Here is a 13,457-nt window from a genome sequence, read left to right as displayed (position 1 = left end):
CCGTGGGGTTATCGAAGGGGGTGGCTCAGGCGCCGACCAGGGCAAGGCGGCGCGTCAGGTCCTCGACCGTGAGCTCTCCCTCGGTGCGGGCCTCCCGGACCTCGTCACCGTCGGGGCGCATCAGGATGAGGGTCGGCGGACCGACGACCCCGAACCGCTGCATCAGAGCCCGGGTGTCGGCGTCGTCGCGGGTGACGTCGGCCTTGATGACGGAGACGGCCTTCAGGCGCTCCCGGATGCCGGCGTCCGCCAGGACCGTCCGCTCGTTCGTCTTGCAGACGGTGCACCAGTCGGCGGCGAACTCGACGAGCACCGGCTTGCCCGCGGCGCGGGCGGCCTGAAGGGCGGTCTCGAAGGCAGGCAGCGAGGCCACGGCGCGGGTGTCGGCGGCGTGCACGGCTTGGGCCTGACCGAAGCCGGCGAGCGGCCGGAGCGGGTCGGTCCCACCCGCCGAGGCGCCGACGACGAGGGCGCAGCCATAGGTCACCGCGACGATGCCGACGCTCTTGCCCAGCCGGCCCACGGCACCGGCACCGGCCGGGAGGGCGTCGAAGGCCCCGACGAACACGCCGACGCCGACGGCCAACAGGCCCCAGAGCGCGAGCGTAACCTCGGGTGGCACGAGGCGGGAGACCATCGTGATGGTCAACCCGAGAAACACGACACCGAAGGCCTGCTTGGCGGAAACGAGCCAAGGGCCGGACTTCGGCAGGATCCCCGCCCCAAATGTCCCGAACGCGACCAGCGGCAAGCCCATGCCGAGGCCAAGCGCGAACAGGGCCGAGGCGCCGCGCGCCACGTCCCCGGTCTGGGCGACGTAGAGCAGGGCCGCGGCGAGCGGCGGCGTCACGCAGGGGCCGACGATCAGGGCGGAGGTGAAGCCCATGACCGCGGCGCCGCCGAGGGCGCCGAGCCTGCGCCCGCTCAGGCGGGACAGGCGGGCGGCGGCACCGGTCGGCAGCGCGAGGTCGAACGCACCGAACATCGACAGCGCCAGGGCGGCGAAGGTCGCGGCGAGCAGGCCCAGCGCCACGGGCGTCTGGAGCGCGACCTGGAGGTTGCGTCCGGACCAGGCCGCGGCCACGCCGAGCGTGCCGTAGGCCAGCGCCATCGCGAGCGCGTAGGTGCCGGACAGGACGAAACCGCGCCCGGCCGAGAGCTGCTCTCCGGAGCGGGTCAGCATGCCGGCTAGCACCGGAACCATCGGGAGCACGCACGGCGTGAAGGCCAGGAGCAGGCCGAGCCCGAGGAAGGTCGCCAGGACGCCCGCGAGATGGCCGGAGAGCAGACCGCTCCCGGTCTCGGCCTTCGTATCGACCGGGGGCGCACTCGCGGGCACCGCTGGGTTCGCCGGCACGGCCGCCGCTTGTGGACCGGGCGCAGGCACCTCGACGACCCGGGTGACCGGCGGGTAGCAGATGCCCCTCTCGGCACAGCCCTGGTAGGTGACGCGCACGTCGCGTACCCCCACAAGCGCCGCGCCCGGCACGACGGCCTCGGCCGCGCCGTGGTAGACCTCGGTCGCCCCGAAGTTCGGGTCGTCCTTGGTTTCGCCCGCAGCGGTCGTCACGGGAAGCTCCCGACCGCTACCGTCCGACGCGCCGATCTTGTCTCGGTAGAGGTAGGTGCCGGGGGCGGTGGTCCATCTCAGGCGAAGCGAGAGGTCCTCGTCGCGGGTCACGTCGAGAGTGAACGGCGCCTGCCGTGCGGCGGGCTCGCGGCAATGACCCGGCGACCACAGCGATGACCCCGCCCAGACCAGGACGGCGAGGATGACGTTGGCGAGAACGTTCGGCATGAGCGGGCGGGGTCCGGGCTCGGATCGGTCCGCCGCCGGTCGGAAACGTAGCTTAAGCCAGGCTTAAGCCTGGCCCGGAGGATGCCAGGCAGCCAACGGAGACACGCATGCGCATCCTCGTCGTCGAGGACGACCCCATCCTCTCGGACGGCCTCAGGGCCGGGCTCGGGCTGTCCGGCGCGACCGTCGAGTGCGTCGCGACCTGCGCGGACGCCGATGCCGCCCTCGCCGCAAGCGGCTTCGGCGCCGTGGTGCTCGACCTGATGCTGCCCGACGGCTCCGGGCTCGACGTGCTGCGTGGGCTACGCGAGCGGGGCGACCGCACGCCGGTGGTCCTGCTCACGGCCCGGGATGCGGTAGCGGACCGAATCGCAGGGCTCGACGGCGGAGCCGACGACTACCTCGGCAAGCCCTTCGACCTCGACGAGCTCTCGGCCCGCATCCGCGCCGTCGTCCGGCGGGCGTCAGGGCGGGCCTCGGCCTGCCTGGAGCATGCCGGCATTCGCCTCGACCCGGCCGAGCTCGCCGTCACGCTCCATGGGGAACCGGTCCCGGTGTCGCGGCGCGAGTTCATGGTGCTGACGGCGCTGATGGAACGGCCGAACGTGCTGCGCTCGAAGGCGGAGCTGGAGGAGCGCCTCTACGGCTGGCAGGAGGAGGTCGAGAGCAACACGGTCGAGGTGCACGTGCACAATCTGCGCGCCAAGATCGGCAAGCATGCCATCGAGACGGTGCGCGGCCTCGGCTACCGCATGAGGGCAACCGCATGATGTCACTACGCGTCAGGCTCTTCGCCATCCTGCTCCTCGCTACCGGCCTGATCTGGCTCAGCGCGGTCGCCTGGATCTACCTGGGGTCGAAGCGCGAGGTGGAGCAGGTCCTCGACAACCGCCTCCAGGAAGCCGCGCGCATGGTCAGCTCCCTGGTGGGTGCGGTCGGCGGCACGGCCCCGGACGGGACGCCGCGCACGTTTCCGGCGCCGACGGCCTACGAGCGGCAGCTCTCCTGCCAGATCTGGTCGCTGGACGGTCGCATGGTCGCGCGGTCGAGCGGAGCCCCGGAGCGACGCCTGACCGACGCGCCGGCGGGCTTCTCCGAGCGTGAGGTCGACGGCGAGACCTGGCGGGTTTTCACGGCGGAGGATGCCGAGAAGGGGGTGCGTGTCCTGGTCGGCGACCGTCTCAGCCTGCGCGAGCGCCTCGTCACCGACCTCATCATGGGCCTGCTCACCCCCGCGCTCCTCATTGTGCCGCTCCTCGGGATGCTGATCTGGGCGAGCCTCGGGCGCGGCCTGCGACCCTTACGGCTGATGGCCCGGAACCTCGCGGCGCGCGACGCCGACGACATGAGCGCCATCGACGCCGGCCAGGCGCCGACGGAGGTCCGCCCCTTGGCGGATGCCCTCAACGGGCTGTTCCTCAAGGTCGAGGCGGCGCGGCGGCACGAACGGGAGGTGACGGCGTTCGCCGCGCACGAGCTGCGCACCCCGCTCGCCGGTTTGAAGACGCAGGCCCAGGTCGCCATGGCCGCGACCGACCCTGACATCACGAGAGCCGCACTTCGCCAGATTCTCGCAGCCGTGGATCGTACGACACGCCTCGTCCGCCAGCTCCTCGACGCTGCCCGGCTCGACGCCGCCGAGGAGACCCGGCCTCTGACGGAGATCGACGTGGGCGCGCTGGTGGCCGAGACCGTGGCGGGCATGCGCGTGCCAGCGGAAATCCGAACCGTCGTCGATCCCGAGCTGCATGGCTACACGATGCGGGCCGACCCCGAGAGCCTGCGTCTCGCCGTCCGCAACCTGCACGAGAACGCCGTGCAGCACATGCAGGCCGGGCTCGTGGAATGGGCCGCGCGGCCGGGCGGTGGGGGCATCGTCGTGCGCGACGAAGGACCCGGCATCCCCGAGGAGGAGTTGCCGCAGGTCACGAAGCGCTTCTTCCGAGGACGCCACAAGAGCGCGACGGGAAGCGGGCTCGGACTGGCCATCGCGGAGATGGCCTCCCGTCGGAGCGGGTTGAGCCTGCACCTCCGCAATCGATCGGACCGGCGAGGGCTAGAGGCGGAGATCCTGCGAGGCTGACGCCGCCCCGGCTATCCGACCGACAAAAGGCTATTGCAGGTTCGGGCGGACCACCGTGTCGGTCACGTCCTGCCCCGTTTCCACCTCACGGACGCTGACCCGTATGCCCTGCCGAATGAGGCGCTCCAAGTCCTCCGCGGACAGATAGACCCGTCTCTCGGGGTCGAACAGCCGGCAGCCGGCATAGCGCTTCAGGTGGCGGATCGGAGAGGATTTCTTGCCGGACATCTTCACGACGGATGAAAGGAGGCCGACCGAGGGACGGAATGCATATTAGGTTTGGAATAATTAAAAGCTGTAGTGGATGGCGCACAACCCCTGACGCGCTCTCCAGCCCATTTGTTTACCCGAGAGAGGTCAAGGCTGCGGGCGTAAGGGCCCCGTGCGCTCAGCCTATGTCCGGGCAGAAGATGTCCTTCAAGGTCGCCAGCAGCCGCGCGGCCCTGGGGTCCTCCAGCCGATAGAACAGGGTCTGGCTCTCGCGCCGGAAAGTCACCAGCCCGTCCTCCCTGAGCTTGGCGAGGTGCTGCGACAGGGCCGACTGGCTGAGCTCGACCGCCTCGGCGAGGCTCGTCACGTCCATCTCTCCGCGGGCGACCAGCAGGCACAGGATGAGCAGGCGCTTCTCGTTGGCGAGGAGCCGCAACAGGCGCGCGGCGTCAGCCGCCTTGACTTGGAGGCGCAGCAGGTCGGTTGGCGTCACGACATCCATGGGTCCAAATCCCAGAACGTTAGGACTGACTTATTTAGGTGCTTCTAATGTATTTTCAGCGAGCCGTCCTCCTGGGCCTCGGTCTCGATGTGAATTTCTGCTCCGGGCCAACCAGGCCGGCATCCTCCGCCGGCCCAGGCGCTTCCGAGCCACCCTTTCAGATGCAGGTCCCCTCAAGCATCGACAGCGGGCCTGCCGCCGCGCGACCATGAAGGTCTGGTAGTGGCGCGATCTGACGCTCGGCAACCAACCTCCGAGCAGCCGCCTTTGACCTTCAGCCACCTCGCGCACGGTCGGGCTGATTGGGCTTTAAGCCATAGCCTTGGGTCCAGGATCTTCAGGGCAGTCCGATGCGCCTGATCAGGGCTTCGGCCTCCGGCCGCTCGAAGAGAAAACGCTCGAACTCCGGCGTGGAGCAGACGGGTCGGAGACCGTTCTTGAGCAGCAGATAGGTGACCGTGCGTGCGGTCCCATGCCTCTTCTCGCGACCGGCGAGGCGCCCGAGCTCGTTCGCGAACACACTCGCTTACGCTCCGCGGGCACAGCCAGACCCTCCATGGCCAGCAACTCGTCCAGGCACCCCTCCAAGACCGACTGAAAGGGTGCGAACTTGCTTGTGCCCGCCACCGCGAACATGTCCCGCAGGGCAGCCGTGTAGAGGAGGTCGAGGGCCATGGGCTGAAGACCGAGCGCCACCTGCTCGGCCCGCATCGGCTCCATGCTGAAAACCGTGCCGATGATGTCGAAGGCGACGACTTCGGGATGTGCGGCCATGATGCTCACGATCATCCTGATTGATCGCCCCGAGGCGATCTTCGCCGCGCGGCGGGAAGGGCGATGGGTCTTCCGCGGCCGTAGGTCGTGTTCCAGCGACCGTTGCCGGGCGAGAGAGGAGAACCTAACTGCGGCCAGGTGGTTCGTCTCGTACACCTTTGCGCACGCGTGTGCGGCGGACGAGGAGTACCCGGATGCCGAGTGAAGAGAACACGGCCCACTACGATGGTCCGTCCGGCGGCTGGGGCTCCGTGCGGGGCATCTCGCGCATCTTCGGCAAGGAGTGGGCAACGCCGCTCGCCACCGAGACCCTGTTCCGCCAGAACAAGCCCAAGGGCTTCATGTGCGTGTCCTGCTCGTGGGCCAAGCCCGCGAACTACCATCCCTTCGAATTCTGCGAGAACGGCGCGAAGGCCACGCTCTGGGAGCTGACGACCCGGCGCTGCACGCCCGACTTCTTTGCCAAGCACACGGTCACGGAACTTCGTGAGTGGAAGGATTACGACCTGGAGCAGCAGGGTCGCCTGACGCACCCGATGCGCTACGATCCGGCCACGGACAAGTACGTCCCCTGCGAGTGGGTGGAAGCTTTTCGGAAGATCGGGTCAGAGCTGAGGCGCCTCGATCCGAAGTCGGTTGTGTTCTACTCGTCGGGGCGCGCCAGCCTGGAGACCGCCTACCTCTACGCGCTGTTCGCCCGGCTCTATGGCTGCAACAATCTGCCCGACTCCTCGAACATGTGCCACGAGACGACGTCCGTGGCGCTCAAGAAGGTCATTGGTGCCAGCGTCGGCACGGTCGTGTTCGACGATCTCCAAAACTGCGATGCGATGTTCTTCTTCGGCCAGAACACCGGCTCGAACTCGCCCCGCTTCCTGCACCCGCTGCAAGAGGCCGCCAAGCGCGGCGTCCAGATCATCACCTTCAACCCGGTCCGCGAGAAGGGACTGGAGTTCTTCACGAACCCGCAGAGTCCGGTCGAGATGCTGACCGGCAAGGAGACGCGGATCAGCACGCAGTACCACCAGGTCCGGCCTGGCGGCGACATCGCGGTGCTCATGGGCATCTGCAAGCATGTCTTCGCGGCCGATGACGCAGCGAAGGCCCAGGGCCGGCGCGTGCTCGACGTCGCCTTCATCGAGCAGCATACGAGCGGGCTCGACGAGTTCGAGGCGAAGGTGCGAGCGAGCTCCTGGGAGGAGATCGAGCGGGAATCGGGCTTGAGCCGCCAAGCCATCGAGGCGGCCGCACAGGTCTACGTCGAGGCCGACCGCGTCATCGGCATCTACGGCATGGGCCTGACCCAGCACATGAACGGCTTCGAGAACGTCGCGCTGTTCGTCAACATGTTGCTCCTGAAGGGCAACATCGGCCGCGACGGCACCGGCATCTCGCCGGTGCGCGGCCATTCCAACGTGCAGGGACAGCGCACCGTCGGCATCTCGGAGAAACCTGAGTTGGTGCCGCTCGACAAGCTCGCCGCCCAGTTCGGCTTCGAGCCGCCGCGCGAGAAGGGCATGAACACGGTGGAGGCCTGCGAGGGCATCCTATCCGGCACGGTGCGAAGCTTCTTCGGTCTCGGCGGCAACTTCGTGCGCGCCATCCCCGAGCGGGACCGTATGGAGAAGGCCTGGACGCGGATGCGCCTCACCGTTCAAGTGGCGACGAAGCTCAACCGCTCGCACCTCGTCAACGGCGAGATTGCCTACCTCCTGCCCTGCCGGGGCAGGACCGAGGAGGACATGCAGGCGAGCGGTCCGCAGGCGGTCAGCATGGAGGACACGTTCAGCTGCATCTACGGCTCGCTTGGACGCCGGAGCCCCGCAAGCGAGCACCTCAAGTCGGAACCCGCCATCGTGGCGGGTATCGCCAAGGCGACGCTTGATCCGAACCCGAAGGTGCTCTGGGACGCCTGGGTCGGCGACTATGCCCTGATCCGGAACGCGATTGCCGAGACCTACCCGGAGGAGTTCCACGGCTTCGATGAGCGCATGTGGACACCGGGCGGCTTCTACCGCGGCAACTCGGCACGCGAGCGAATCTGGAAGACCGAAAGCAAGAAGGCGATATTCACCACCCCCAAGCAGATGACGGCAGTCGGCTTCGGCGAGGCGCCGGGCCGCTACCGCCTGATCACGATGCGCTCGAACGACCAGTTCAACACCACGATCTACGGCTACAGTGACCGCATGCGCGGGATCGAGGGCACCCGCGACGTGCTCCTCATCAACCCCGACGAGATGCAACGGGCCAACCTGCACGAGGGGCAGGTCGTCTCGCTCGTCAGCGACGCGGAGGACGGGGTCGAGCGTGAGGTGTTCGGGTTGAAGGTCGTCCCCTTCTCACTGCCGGACGGCTGCATTGGCGCCTACTACCCCGAGATGAACCCGCTGATGCCGCTGTCCCACCACGACGGACCATCGAAGACGCCAGCGGCGAAGTCGGTGCCCGTGCGGATCAGGGAAACGGACGAGAAAGGGACACCTGCCGAGCGACGCGAGCCGCCGGGACACGCGACGCAGCCGGTCTGAGGCGAGGCGCGGCTAGTCGGAGGGCCCCGGGACCGAGACTAATGAGGGACGACTGGCGCGACTATGTCGCGCGAAGGGTCCGTCTAGCCACGAGGCCGAGCGTCGAGCCCTGGACGACGATGGTGAACAGCACCACCGCGTAGGTCGCCGCGAGGATGGCCGGCTTGGCGTCGCTCTCGGGGACGGACAGGGCCAGCGCCACGGAGATGCCGCCGCGCACACCGGCCCAGGTCAGGAACGGCACGTTGCGCGCCGAGAGGTTGCCGCCCCACCGGAAGGCGAGGAGCGGCGTCGAGACCGCCGCGAGCCTCGCGCCCAGCACAATGGGGACGGCGCACGCGGCGAGGACGAGCCCGCCGGCCTGGAAGCGCAGGACTAAGACCTCCAAGCCGATAAGCAGGAACAGCACAGAGTTCAGCACCTCGTCGATCAGGGTCCAGAGCGAGGACACGTACCCTTGCGTCTCGTCGCTCATCGCGTCGCGCGGCGCCCGGTCGCCGACGAGCAGCCCCGCCGCGACCACCGCGAGCGGGCCGCTGAAGTGGAGCTTCTGCGCGAGCGCGTAGGTGCCGGCGACGAGCGCGAGGGTGATCAGCACCTCCACGGGGAAGTCGTCGATGGCCCGCATGGCCCGGTAGGCGACGTAGCCAGTGACCACGCCGAGGACGAGCCCGCCGCCGGCCTCTTGCAGGAGCAGGCGGGCGACGCCGCCGGCGCTCGTCGCCTCCCCGGCCGAGCCAGCGGCGAACGCGACGAGGACCGTGAACAGCACGATGCCGATGCCGTCGTTGAACAGGGCCTCGCCCTGCATCTCGACCTCAAGCGCCTCCGGCACCCTCACGTTCTTGAGGGTGGCCAGTACTGCGACCGGGTCGGTCGGGCTGATCAGCGCGCCGAACACGAGGGCCCAAGCGAGGGGGACGGGCTGGCCGAGGGCGTCGGCCGCGAACCAGAAGGCGCCTCCGACGATGGCGGTGGAGATCAGCGTGCCGACGAGGGCGAGCGTCGCCACCGCCCAGGCCCGGTCGCGCAGGGCGCGCAGGTCCAGGCTCATGGCGCCGGCGAACAGCAGGAAGGCCAGCATGCCGTTCATTACTACGTCGGTGAAGTCGACTTGGCGGAGGACCTGCGTAAGATCCTCGTAGAGGTGCTGAGATGGGAAGGCCAGGTCGAGGCCGACGAGGGCGAGCGAGGCGAGCAGCCCCATGACCAGCAGGCCGATGGTGTGCGGCAGCCGCAGGAAGCGGTGATTCAGCCAGCCGAACAGGGCCGACAGGGTCAGCAGCAGAGCGGCGAGGTCGAAGATGGAGATCACGAGCGTTCCCCCCTTAGGCCGCCGGCGGGTGCTCGGGGCTTCGCGGAAAGCAGGCTTAATGCGCCTGCAGTCGTTCGGTCGCGCCGACGTTCCTGGCCTCCCGCGGCGCCTCCGCCGCCGGGCCTGGTCCGGACCGGCCGCGGAGACGCAGGAGATAAGGGAAGTGGTCCGAGCCAAAGGCGCCGAGACATTCTACCGAGACCGCCGCGAAACCGCCTTCGTGGAAGCAGCCGCACCACCTGCCTCTCGGCCAAGACAAGCGAGACTAGGCTCGCGGTCGCGAGGGTCCCGGGTAGCACGGTCACCGTGACGTGCGCGAGCGCCGTCACGAGCGGGACCGGTCCGTCCCCAGCGGCGCGACGCCGTTCAGCCCGTCCCCGCGCCCAGACAGGGCCTTCAGCACGCTGATCGACCCATCGGTCTCAAGCACCACCGCGGCGGCCTGCGAAAGGTCGTCGAGACCTTCGGAGCGCAACGCCGCGAGGACGTCGTCCCAGGTCATACGCTGGCGGCGCATCGCGCCCTCGACCAAACGTCCGTCATGGGCGAGCAAGGTCGGCTCCGACTTGATCAGCGCCTTGACCCTGGGCGAGCGCACGCTTGACCACGTGATCAGGAACTGAAGCCCGATCAACGTCGCCAGGGCGAGCACGCCTTCCAGGAGCGCCACCGACTTGGTCAGCACGATGGAGGACAACGTCGAGCCGAGCGCCACGGTCACGACGAGGTCGAAGGCGTTGAGCTTGGTCAGGGTGCGCTTGCCGGAGATCCTGAGGAACAGGATGAGGGCCAGATAGGCCAGCGGCCCGACGACCAGGACCCGGATTAGGCCGTGCCAAGTGTCGAAGAACATCGACGGTGACCTCTAGGATTGTCGACCGCGGGCAGCGCCACCGCGTAGGGCAATTCGGGAGGCCGGCCCGCACGGGTGCGAGAATCGGCCGTCAGCGCATGTCTTTGGGCAGGTGCTTGACCGGGTGCGTCCCGCCTCCCTCGCCCTTGCCCTGGACCGTCCCCTCCGACTGCATCACGTCCGTCGAGGACTGGATGACGTTCGGCGGCGCGACCTGGCCGGAGGGCTGGTCGCGCGGTGCGGCACCATCGTCCTTCACCGTCGATGTCCCGGGCGGGAGCGTTCCGGCCGTCGGCTGGTCGATGGCGCTGCCGGCTGACTGCGCGGCGGCCGGCAGCGCCACGACCCCCGAGAGCATAGCGACGGCGCCGGCAAATAGGATGGCTGCGATACAACGGTAAGAGAGAAGACGACCGGCGGTCACCAAGATATCTCGCTTTGTCCGATGCGCCCGTGCGACGGGTATGCCGAGTTGCAAGTATTCCCCGCACGGGTTGGTTCCTGGCGGGATGGGAAGTGAACGACGCGCTGCATAACCTGCTCGCCGACATCCTGAACCTGCTGACGCAGCCCTTCGTCATCGGCGACCAGATCCGGGCGGGCAGCCACGAGTACACTGTCGAGGACGCCTGTGTGCGGGCCACAGTGCTTCGCACCTACGACAACCAGCGTGTGCTGCCCCGAACGCGACGCTGTTCGTGGACAAGATCACGGTCATCACCGCGCACGAGAGGCGACACCTCGCCTTCCCGCTGACTAACCGAGGGCGTGCTGGCCGACCCGCCGCCCGAGGCCCAGGTCTGGGGGCTGGGAGCGGCCAGCGTCGACATGACCGCCCGGCTGTAAATCGATCCGCCCCGGCGTCGCGACGCGGTCGATGCCCTCGACCATGCCATCGCCGAGGAAGCGCCGAACGCCGCCGGCATCGACCTGCCGTACCCGACCAGCCAAGTGCTGTTCCACGACCAGGTCGAGGAGACCTACGGAAACCGCTCTCGTCTGTGCGAGGGCTTGCCCGCCGGCCGGAATCCCCCGCTCGGCCGCTGACAGGTCACATGGGAGCGAAGAGAGGCCGACGGGTAGGAACGCGCTTGAGCGCCCGCCTTAGTAGGCGCCCTCGTCAGGGATGTTCAGGCCGGTGCCGCAGGCCTTGCAGTGCACGGCGTCCGTCTCGTGCCGCTGCAGGCCGCAGGTCGGGCAGGGGAAGCGTACCTTGTAGGGCCGGAACAGCACCTGGGCGAGGCGCAGGAACAGCGTCACCCCGCAGATCATCACCACCACCGAGACGAGGCGACCGCCGGTCCCGTGCAGGGTGACGTCGCCGTAGCCCGTCGTCGTCAGCGAGGTGACCGTAAAGTAGAGCGCGTCGACGTAGTTGCCGATGGCCGGGTTGCGCCCGTGCTGCGTGGCGAAGACGATGCCGGTCATCACGAACACGAACACCGCGAGGTTCACCGCCGCGATGATCACCTCCTCGTTGCGGCGGAAGAACGGGAAGTCGGCGCGCAGCCGGTCGAGCAGCTGGTAAGTGCGCAGCAGCCTCAAGGTCCGCAGGATGCGCAGGAAGCCCGCGCCCTCGCCGACGATGGGCGCGAGGAACGAGGCGATGGCCGCGAGGTCGGCCCAGGTGGTCGGACGCAGGAACTCGCGGCCCGGCCGCGGGCAGATGGCCAGCCGCGACAGGAAGTCCGCGGTCACCGCCGCCCCGATCAGCACGTCGACGCCCTCCACGAGCGGTTCGCGCGGCATGAAAGAGGAGACGATGATGAACAGCAGCGTGGCGAGGTCGAAGGCGAGCAGGCCGTAGCGGAAGCGGTGGGCGCGGTCGGTGTCGCCTTCGTACAGGGCTCGAAGCCTCTCTGTCAGGTGTGGCATGCGCCTGGAAATGCTCACTCGCGGGGCTCGGAGGCCGAAACCCGTACACCGGACACGGTTCCGGCCACCTGAACGGGGTGCCGCCCGTCGCACCCGCCGTGTGTAGTCACCGGGGCCGGGTTGTGCCTGCGGCACGCCGATGCGATAGCCCGCACGAGGGTGCGCGGTCCGTCGGTCGGACCGGCAGGACGAGCGCTGGTCGGGCCGCCAGCGCCGGAGACCCGTGCCCGTGTCGTCCTCCCCCCATGCCGTTGCGCGGCCTCGCCGCCGTCCCATCTCGGCCCTGCGCGACACGCTCGTCAGCGAGGCCGGCGGCGGCCTCGTCCTGATGGCCAGCGCGGCGCTTGCGCTCGTGGTGGCGAACTCCGCCCTTGCGGACACCTACTTCGCCGCGCTCAAGGCCTATCTCGGCCCGCTCTCGGTCCTGCATTGGATAAACGACGCCCTGATGGCGGTGTTCTTCCTGCACGTCGGGCTGGAGATCAAGCGCGAGATGCTGGACGGGCGCCTGCGGACCTGGCCCGACCGTGTGCTGCCGGGGCTGGCCGCGGCGGGGGGAATGGCCGCCCCGGCCCTCGTATACGCCGCCGTGAACTGGTCCTCGCCCGAGACGTTGCGGGGCTGGGCGATCCCGGCCGCCACAGACATCGCCTTCGCCCTCGGCGTCCTGGCGCTGCTGGGATCGCGGGTGCCGGTATCGCTGAAGGTGTTCCTGACGGCGCTCGCCATCATCGACGACCTCGGCGCGGTGCTCATCATCGCGGTGTTCTACACCGCCGACCTGTCGCTGCCGATGCTGGGCGGGGCCGCTCTGGTCCTCGCCGTGCTGTACGGGCTGAACAAGGCCGGCGTGGCCCGCCTCTGGCCCTACCTCCTGCTCGGCGTGGTCCTGTGGGTCCTCGTACTCAGGTCCGGGGTCCACGCCACCGTCGCCGGGGTGCTCCTGGCGATGACGGTTCCGTTGCGGCTGAGCGTGGGCAAGCCGGACGACCCGACCTCGCCGCTGCACCGCCTCGAACACGCGGTGCAGCCGTGGTCGGCCTACCTGATCCTGCCGGTCTTCGGCTTCGCCAACGCGGGCGTGTCGCTGGCCGGGTTCGCCCCGCACATGCTGCTCGACCCGGTCACGCTCGGCGTGGCGCTCGGCCTGTTCGTCGGCAAGCAGGCCGGCGTGTTCGGGCTCGTGCTGGCTGCGGTGAGGCTGGGGCTGGCGCAGCGCCCGGCCCACGCGACCTGGGCGCAGGTCTACGGCGTCTCGCTCCTCTGCGGCGTCGGCTTCACCATGAGCCTGTTCATCGGCCTGCTGGCCTTCGCGGACGCGCCAGCCTTGGAGGCCGAGGTCAAGATCGGCGTGCTCGCCGGCTCGGTCGCGTGCATGGTGGCCGGGGCGCTCGTCCTCCTGGTCGCCACCCCGAGGGAACAACGTGCGCGGCCAAGCCCGGCCTGAACCGAGCGGGCCAATCCGGGAAAGGGGGCGGCCGGCGCGTGTTGAACCCTCGACACTCGCCAAACCTCC

Annotated in this window: 15 protein-coding genes; 6 read left to right on the top strand and 9 right to left on the bottom strand. The window is 69.0% G+C overall.

Features of this window, described 5'->3' with window-relative positions; genetic code table 11:
• Positions 1-25: 25 nt before the first annotated feature.
• On the bottom strand, positions 26-1,798 hold the full coding sequence (gene dsbD, locus MOX02_RS09070) for a protein-disulfide reductase DsbD (RefSeq protein WP_147025467.1): 1,773 nt from the start codon (positions 1,796-1,798) through the stop codon (positions 26-28).
• A gap of 107 nt (positions 1,799-1,905) precedes the next feature.
• On the opposite strand from dsbD, the gene MOX02_RS09065 reads away from it, so the two are divergent.
• Both MOX02_RS09065 and MOX02_RS09060 read left to right on the top strand, forming a co-directional pair.
• Positions 1,906-2,568: a response regulator gene (locus MOX02_RS09065; protein ID WP_147025466.1), complete on the top strand. Its 663-nt coding sequence runs from the start codon at positions 1,906-1,908 to the stop codon at positions 2,566-2,568.
• Positions 2,565-3,881, top strand: a complete 1,317-nt coding sequence (locus MOX02_RS09060) for an ATP-binding protein (protein WP_147025465.1) — start codon at positions 2,565-2,567, stop codon at positions 3,879-3,881. Before MOX02_RS09065 ends, MOX02_RS09060 begins: the two co-directional genes overlap by 4 nt.
• A gap of 30 nt (positions 3,882-3,911) precedes the next feature.
• Here the strand turns inward: MOX02_RS09060 and MOX02_RS09055 are convergent, their stop codons facing one another.
• From MOX02_RS09055 to MOX02_RS31115, 3 genes are all read right to left on the bottom strand, one after another.
• Positions 3,912-4,109: a polyhydroxyalkanoate synthesis regulator DNA-binding domain-containing protein gene (locus MOX02_RS09055; protein ID WP_147025464.1), complete on the bottom strand. Its 198-nt coding sequence runs from the start codon at positions 4,107-4,109 to the stop codon at positions 3,912-3,914.
• A gap of 160 nt (positions 4,110-4,269) precedes the next feature.
• Positions 4,270-4,593 (bottom strand): ArsR/SmtB family transcription factor, encoded by a 324-nt coding sequence (locus MOX02_RS09050; protein WP_147025463.1) that lies wholly within the window; start codon positions 4,591-4,593, stop codon positions 4,270-4,272.
• A gap of 337 nt (positions 4,594-4,930) precedes the next feature.
• Positions 4,931-5,113 carry a hypothetical protein gene (locus MOX02_RS31115; protein ID WP_170267755.1) on the bottom strand — a complete coding sequence of 61 codons (183 nt, stop codon included), beginning with the start codon at positions 5,111-5,113 and terminating at the stop codon, positions 4,931-4,933.
• A gap of 198 nt (positions 5,114-5,311) precedes the next feature.
• On the opposite strand from MOX02_RS31115, the gene MOX02_RS09040 reads away from it, so the two are divergent.
• Both MOX02_RS09040 and MOX02_RS09035 read left to right on the top strand, forming a co-directional pair.
• Entirely contained in the window at positions 5,312-5,572 is a 261-nt protein-coding gene (locus tag MOX02_RS09040) for a hypothetical protein (protein WP_210250375.1), read from the top strand.
• Positions 5,562-7,898, top strand: a complete 2,337-nt coding sequence (locus tag MOX02_RS09035) for an FdhF/YdeP family oxidoreductase (protein ID WP_147025462.1) — start codon at positions 5,562-5,564, stop codon at positions 7,896-7,898. The genes MOX02_RS09040 and MOX02_RS09035 overlap by 11 nt, the downstream gene beginning before the upstream one ends.
• 61 nt (positions 7,899-7,959) lie before the next feature.
• Here MOX02_RS09035 and MOX02_RS09030 read toward each other — a convergent pair whose 3' ends face one another.
• From MOX02_RS09030 to MOX02_RS09020, 3 genes are all read right to left on the bottom strand, one after another.
• Positions 7,960-9,213: a cation:proton antiporter gene (locus tag MOX02_RS09030; protein ID WP_147025461.1), complete on the bottom strand. Its 1,254-nt coding sequence runs from the start codon at positions 9,211-9,213 to the stop codon at positions 7,960-7,962.
• Between the two features lie 325 nt (positions 9,214-9,538).
• On the bottom strand, positions 9,539-10,066 hold the full coding sequence (locus tag MOX02_RS09025; protein ID WP_147025460.1) for a DUF421 domain-containing protein: 528 nt from the start codon (positions 10,064-10,066) through the stop codon (positions 9,539-9,541).
• 91 nt (positions 10,067-10,157) lie between these two features.
• Positions 10,158-10,424, bottom strand: a complete 267-nt coding sequence (locus MOX02_RS09020; RefSeq protein ID WP_147025459.1) for a hypothetical protein — start codon at positions 10,422-10,424, stop codon at positions 10,158-10,160.
• A gap of 158 nt (positions 10,425-10,582) precedes the next feature.
• On the opposite strand from MOX02_RS09020, the gene MOX02_RS31110 reads away from it, so the two are divergent.
• Positions 10,583-10,822: a mechanosensitive ion channel domain-containing protein gene (locus tag MOX02_RS31110; protein WP_170267753.1), complete on the top strand. Its 240-nt coding sequence runs from the start codon at positions 10,583-10,585 to the stop codon at positions 10,820-10,822.
• On the opposite strand, the gene MOX02_RS09010 is transcribed toward MOX02_RS31110, so the two are convergent.
• Together MOX02_RS09010 and MOX02_RS09005 are read right to left on the bottom strand one after the other, a co-directional pair.
• Positions 10,823-11,017 (bottom strand): hypothetical protein, encoded by a 195-nt coding sequence (locus MOX02_RS09010; protein ID WP_147025457.1) that lies wholly within the window; start codon positions 11,015-11,017, stop codon positions 10,823-10,825.
• Between the two features lie 153 nt (positions 11,018-11,170).
• Positions 11,171-11,941, bottom strand: a complete 771-nt coding sequence (locus MOX02_RS09005) for a potassium channel family protein (RefSeq protein ID WP_147025456.1) — start codon at positions 11,939-11,941, stop codon at positions 11,171-11,173.
• Between the two features lie 229 nt (positions 11,942-12,170).
• On the opposite strand from MOX02_RS09005, the gene nhaA reads away from it, so the two are divergent.
• Positions 12,171-13,388, top strand: a complete 1,218-nt coding sequence (gene nhaA / locus MOX02_RS09000; protein WP_147025455.1) for a Na+/H+ antiporter NhaA — start codon at positions 12,171-12,173, stop codon at positions 13,386-13,388.
• The last annotated feature ends 69 nt before the right edge of the window (positions 13,389-13,457 follow it).

This window comes from Methylobacterium oxalidis (assembly GCF_007992195.1).
GTDB lineage: Bacteria > Pseudomonadota > Alphaproteobacteria > Rhizobiales > Beijerinckiaceae > Methylobacterium > Methylobacterium oxalidis.
The sequence above is the reverse complement of the archived record's forward strand: the minus strand, read 5'-3'. Positions and strand labels throughout refer to the sequence as shown.

Excerpts from the sequence above, each read along its gene's own strand:
- dsbD (WP_147025467.1), bottom strand. The coding sequence starts at position 1,798 with ATGCCGAACGTTCTCGCCAACGTCATCCTCGCCGTCCTGGTCTGGGCG.
- MOX02_RS09065 (WP_147025466.1), top strand. The coding sequence starts at position 1,906 with ATGCGCATCCTCGTCGTCGAGGACGACCCCATCCTCTCGGACGGCCTC.
- MOX02_RS09060 (WP_147025465.1), top strand. The coding sequence starts at position 2,565 with ATGATGTCACTACGCGTCAGGCTCTTCGCCATCCTGCTCCTCGCTACC.
- MOX02_RS09055 (WP_147025464.1), bottom strand. The coding sequence starts at position 4,109 with ATGTCCGGCAAGAAATCCTCTCCGATCCGCCACCTGAAGCGCTATGCC.
- MOX02_RS09050 (WP_147025463.1), bottom strand. The coding sequence starts at position 4,593 with ATGGATGTCGTGACGCCAACCGACCTGCTGCGCCTCCAAGTCAAGGCG.
- MOX02_RS09040 (WP_210250375.1), top strand. The coding sequence starts at position 5,312 with ATGCTGAAAACCGTGCCGATGATGTCGAAGGCGACGACTTCGGGATGT.
- MOX02_RS09035 (WP_147025462.1), top strand. The coding sequence starts at position 5,562 with ATGCCGAGTGAAGAGAACACGGCCCACTACGATGGTCCGTCCGGCGGC.
- MOX02_RS09025 (WP_147025460.1), bottom strand. The coding sequence starts at position 10,066 with ATGTTCTTCGACACTTGGCACGGCCTAATCCGGGTCCTGGTCGTCGGG.
- MOX02_RS09020 (WP_147025459.1), bottom strand. The coding sequence starts at position 10,424 with ATGCTCTCGGGGGTCGTGGCGCTGCCGGCCGCCGCGCAGTCAGCCGGC.
- MOX02_RS09005 (WP_147025456.1), bottom strand. The coding sequence starts at position 11,941 with ATGCCACACCTGACAGAGAGGCTTCGAGCCCTGTACGAAGGCGACACC.